General features: G+C 64.6%; 6 protein-coding genes. 2 read left to right on the top strand and 4 right to left on the bottom strand.

Features of this window, described 5'->3' with window-relative positions; genetic code table 11:
- Positions 1-164: 164 nt before the first annotated feature.
- Positions 165-533 carry a hypothetical protein gene (locus ACIA8K_RS41190; RefSeq protein ID WP_396068955.1) on the top strand — a complete coding sequence of 123 codons (369 nt, stop codon included), beginning with the start codon at positions 165-167 and terminating at the stop codon, positions 531-533.
- A gap of 170 nt (positions 534-703) precedes the next feature.
- Here the strand turns inward: ACIA8K_RS41190 and ACIA8K_RS41185 are convergent, their stop codons facing one another.
- From ACIA8K_RS41185 to ACIA8K_RS41175, 3 genes are all read right to left on the bottom strand, one after another.
- Positions 704-1,270, bottom strand: a complete 567-nt coding sequence (locus ACIA8K_RS41185) for a hypothetical protein (protein WP_396068954.1) — start codon at positions 1,268-1,270, stop codon at positions 704-706.
- Between the two features lie 139 nt (positions 1,271-1,409).
- Positions 1,410-1,748, bottom strand: a complete 339-nt coding sequence (locus tag ACIA8K_RS41180) for a hypothetical protein (RefSeq protein WP_396068953.1) — start codon at positions 1,746-1,748, stop codon at positions 1,410-1,412.
- 145 nt (positions 1,749-1,893) lie between these two features.
- Entirely contained in the window at positions 1,894-2,427 is a 534-nt protein-coding gene (locus ACIA8K_RS41175) for a hypothetical protein (protein WP_396068952.1), read from the bottom strand.
- 167 nt (positions 2,428-2,594) lie between these two features.
- Here ACIA8K_RS41175 and ACIA8K_RS41170 point away from each other — a divergent pair, with 167 nt between their 5' ends.
- Positions 2,595-3,416, top strand: coding sequence for a transposase family protein (locus tag ACIA8K_RS41170; RefSeq protein WP_396068951.1), 822 nt, complete (start codon positions 2,595-2,597; stop codon positions 3,414-3,416).
- Here the strand turns inward: ACIA8K_RS41170 and ltrA are convergent.
- A complete protein-coding gene (gene ltrA / locus ACIA8K_RS41165; protein WP_396068950.1) occupies positions 3,324-4,655 on the bottom strand; it encodes a group II intron reverse transcriptase/maturase in 1,332 nt (443 codons plus the stop codon). The genes ACIA8K_RS41170 and ltrA overlap by 93 nt on opposite strands.
- Between the last annotated feature and the right edge of the window lie 144 nt (positions 4,656-4,799).

Genomic DNA, 4,799 nt, shown 5'->3' with positions numbered 1-4,799 from the left:
GGACCGCCACCACCGAATCGATCCTCGCAAAAGTCCGACGTGGACGCGTCGCCCTCCAACAAACGACTACTCAAAACTGAGACAGAACACTAGAGATCGCTGCGCGCGGAACTACCGCCGGTGTCGACGTTGAGTGGTTCACGTCCGCCTTGAAACGTGGTGACTTGACCATCGATGCGCAGTGGTGGCAGCGTCAGGCCGGCTCGGGTGCCACCGGGCAGTCCGTCGTCCACCTGCCGGGCTGCCGTCGCCACGCGACCGTGGCGAGCTGGGATCTGCCCAGGCGCGCAGAGATCTATGTCGACCGGGTCCCACGGGATGCCGTGGCGGTCCTGGTCGCACTTCGACGTCTGCTCGGGGCCGAGTGGCCGTTCTCCGACCTTCGCAACCTCCTCAGCTCCCAGCCGATCCACGCTGTCACCGGCAACCCCGCCAAAGTGCATCGCATATTGGTCGCGGCCCCAGACCTCAGGTCGTACCTGTTCTATGACTCTGATGTCGACGGCCTCATGCCGATTTGGCCCGACGCTTGAGCGTCATGCGCGCTCATCGACACGAGTGTGTGCCTGGCAAGTCGAGGCGGCGACACGGAGCGTGAGGCCATGTCGGTGCCAGCGCGCACGGTCGGCGGCAGAAAAGTGCATCGGTCAAGCGACGGGACGACGGCATCCAGTGACCATCCATCGGAGTCCTCTGGTGTCGATCAGGCTGGTGGATCGTCTCGATAGAGATCCTCTTTTACCCGTCGGGTGCGCCAGCGCGTTGCCGTCAGTTCGGGTCGAGGGCGGATCAGGGCGGGCGTCCAGTCGTACTGTCGCGCGTCGGGTGCCTTGTTGTCCCAATCGGCGATCAGTGTGAACGGATCCGTGGTGCGTTCGGCTTCGTCGTCACATGTCTCGCGGACGACCGTGGACGGGTAGAGGCGCGTCTCCTGGGCCACACGGCAGTCGTCCGTCCGGGAAGCGATCAAGGCACCGCAATCCTCGCAGGCCACACACCGGTTCCACCCCACCGGCGACCAGCAGCCCGTACGAACGAGGTCGTGAATGATCCGTGTACCGCGTACGTCACCCGGTGAGAGGACGAAGGTGCCGGCTACCTGATCATCGCCGTATGCGGCCTCGTCGATCGCGTAGGTGCAGGGCTCGAGGAGTGGAGGGTTGACGTGGTGGTGGTCCAAAACCGACCAGTGCGGCTGCGCGGGCAGCGCCACCAGCCGGACCGGGATGCTCAGCGCGTTCCCGCACCCCGCACACCGCAAGGTCTCCACGGCGGCAGTGTGACATTCCGGCCCAGGCAGACGCGATCCAAATATGCATGAGAACGCTCCGACCGACTGGGCCGCACCCAGAAAACAGCGTTTCGTGAACGTAGTCAACTCGGCATGAGAGGGCACGCGCGTGGTGCCTTCATCGGCTGTCGCTAATGCGCCAGGCCTCGTAGCCGCGGTCCCGGACGAGCGGGAACCGCTGCGGCACGTCGTCAATCCACGTGTCGACAGCGTCGGGTGAGTGCCTGATGGCTTCGATGAGGCCTTGCACCGCTTCCCGCTTGGCGGGGCCGACATGCCGGTCCAGGTCCTCCTCCGTCACCTCCTGGTAGGTCATCGACAGTTGCCACCAAAACTTCATCAGCACGCGGCATTCCTCCTGCTGGCGGTCGTCAGCGAGGTGCCGCATGACAATGGCTTGCGCGGACTGCCGTTGGTGCTCGTCACGGAAGCCGTCGCGCAGGTTAAGGAGTGACATGGGCGGACCGTACTGGGCCACGACGATGGATGCGAGCTGTTCGGTGCGGTCGGGTAGCCCCGACGCATTGCTGCGCCGGGGCCCCCTCAGAACCGTGCGTGCAACTCATCGCGGCACACGGCTCAAGCAAGCCACTGGGGCGATTTCAGGAGTGCGGAGGTGCTGGTTCCTGCTGTCCGTCGGTGGTCCGGCGGAGGCAGGAGGAGTGAACGAGTCGGGTCTCGTCCGGCAGGCCGTTCCCGTGGATGGCGATGATTTGCCTGGTTATCGCCTTGCGGGTGGTGCGGTGCCACTGTTCCCACTCGCGTGGGCTTTGCGGCTCGCGGTCGGCGTGCAGCAGTAACTCCTCGCAGATCGGGCAGTCCCCGTGCTGTCTGCGGAGCAGGTGCAGGGTTCTGCGGTCGAGCAGTGGTTTGTTCTTGCTGCGCCGTTCGGCCCAGTAGCCGGCCTGGGCGGGGTCGTCCGGAGACGCGTCCCCGCGGACCAGGCTGTGCCGGACGATTTTCGTCCAGGCGAACTTGGGGAGGTAGGCGCCGCTGTTGCGGTCGCCGAACACCCATCGGTCCTGCCTGTCCGGGTGGTACCGGCCGAAGTACCTGTTGATGATCCAGGGTCTCGGCTTGTGGGGATGGCTGTGGCAGGCCCATTTGTAGGTCAGCCGCCATAGATGTACGTCCAAAGATGCGAACACTGAGCCATTCCGCGCAACGGTGGCTGACGCTGTGTGACGGCAGTCCGGGGGTGTGGCGACACGCCGGAAATCGTTGTGGTGCAACGAGAAGACGCAGGACCCCGGTATGAAGGTGGCCTCTCACAGCATCACTTTCAAAGGGTCCTGCGTCGACGATGAGTGTGTCATACACGGCGGTCCTGCCGCTGCGCGAGGAGACCGTGTCCGTGCTGGCCGAGTTGCTGGCGGCGGAACGGCTGCGGCGAGGGACCCGGGCCGGTACGCGGGCGTTGTCCTGCCGTGATCAGGCGGTTCTTGTGCTGCGCTGGTTCTGTGACGGGACCAGGATGAGGCAGTTGGCCCGGGACAACGCGATCAGCGCCTCGACCGGCTACGACTATCTGCACGAGGGCATCGACGTGCTCGCCGCGCGTTGTCCGGGTCTGCACGGTGCGCTGCTGGCGGCGAAAGCCGCTGGTCATGACTACGTCACCATCGACGGCACACTGATCGAGACTGACCGGTGCCGCACCCCCGGCCCGACCGAAGGCGTCGACCTGTGGTGGTCGGGCAAGCACCACACCCATGGCGGGAACATTCAGGTCATCGCTGTTCCGGACGGCTGGCCGATCTGGGTCTCCGGAGTGCGGCCGGGCCGGGAACACGGCACGACCGCGGCCCGCGCCGACGACGAGATCCTGCCCTGCCTCACCGCGGCCGGCGCCGATCTGCGCGCCCTTGGCGACCTCGGCTACGAAGGCCTCACCGACACCGTCACGGTCGCGTTCAAACGGCCGAAGAACGGCGGCCTGCTGCTCGTCCAGCAGCAGTTCAACAAGGCCCATAACAGCCTCCGCGCGGTCGGCGAACGCGGGAACGCCCTGCTCAAGATGACCTTCAGGGCCTTACGCAACATCAGCCTCGACCCATGGCGGATCGGGAAGATCGTCGCCGCCGCACTGGTCATCCTTCACACCGAACACGACCGCACCACCTGACCACGCAAAGTGGTCAACCGCTTGCGCGGAAAGGCTCACTATGGACGATGCGGCCCCTCGGTAGTAGTTCGCCCATCCCCGCACGATCGGATTGATCTTCGCGAGGATTGTCGCCGGGTTCGAGCCTCGTAGGGCCCGGAACTCGGTGGAGAGGCGATGCCTGACTCGTTTGACGGCGGCCTTGCTGGGTTTCATCAGGAGTTTGCCGTTGCGTCGGCGGGCGGTGAACCCGAGAAAGACGAACCCGTCATCGAGGTGGACGATTCTTGTTTTGTCCTCGTTGAAGGTCAGACCTCGGGGTGCCAGCCAGGCGGCGAGCCGCGTTTTGACGTCTTCGGCCTGCTGCTTGGAGTAGCAGAGGGCGACCATGTCATCGGCGTACCTGATCAGCGAAGGGGAGCCGCGTTTCGTTCGCTGCGTGTCGTAGCGTTCGTGGCGGACTCCTGCCGCCTCTTCCAGCCCATGCAACGCAATATTCAACAGCAAGGGACTGATGACACCTCCTTGCGGAGTTCCCGCGTCAGTGGGAGCGAATCCCTTGTCTTTCTCGAACACGCCTGCTTTCAACCAGCCCCGGATTTGGGTCCGACCGGGAAAATTCCCGATGGTGGTGAGTAGATGGTCGTGGTCGATTTTGTCGAATGCGGCGGTGAGGTCCGCGTCCAGTACCCACAGGCGTTGCGCGGTCGTGCCGCACGCCGTGACGTGAACGACTTGGATCGCGTCCTGGCGGCTGCGGCCCGGCCGGAAACCGTAACTCTTGGGTTCGAACCGGGCCTCCCATTCGGGTTCCAGTGCGTTCCGGTGCCGTGCCTGGTGGACACGGTCCGAGATGACGGGAATGCCGAGTGGTCGCTGTTTCCCATTGGCTTTCGGAATGTATACCCGCTTGACGGCGAGTGGCATGAACGTCTGTGCGGTCCGATGTGCCTGTTCCGCCAGGTTCATGCGTGCCGGAGAGGTCAACGCGACCTTCCCGTCGATGCCCGCCGTCGCGCGTCCAGCGTTGCGCTGCGCGACCTGGCGCACGCTCACCAGCGTGTTCGACCAGCTGCGCAGCATCAGTTTCTGCAGGTTCCTGACCTGGGGCCAGTCACCGTCCTTCGTCGCCTTGAAGATCCTGCCTCGCAGCCGCCGTACGTTCTCCTCGTGGCGTCGCCAGGCGACGTTGTCCCAGGTCGGAGGTTCGCCCTCAGGTCCGTTCACTCCGAGGGCCGCCATCGCAACATCGAAAGCCATAGCCGTCATCTGTGTCTAACTTGTCCTTCGGTTCGGGTGGTCGCGATACTGAGGTGATCTCAGCAGGGAATGGGCGCTGATTCGGTGCGACACGGGCATATGCCGTTTACCGGGCAGTGCTGGATGTGGGCGTGGAGCCATCGA

This window comes from Catenuloplanes sp. NPDC051500, from assembly GCF_044454585.1.
Classification (GTDB): Bacteria; Actinomycetota; Actinomycetes; order Mycobacteriales; family Micromonosporaceae; genus Catenuloplanes.
Note: the sequence above shows the minus strand (reverse complement) of the source record. Positions and strands in the feature narration are given on the sequence as shown.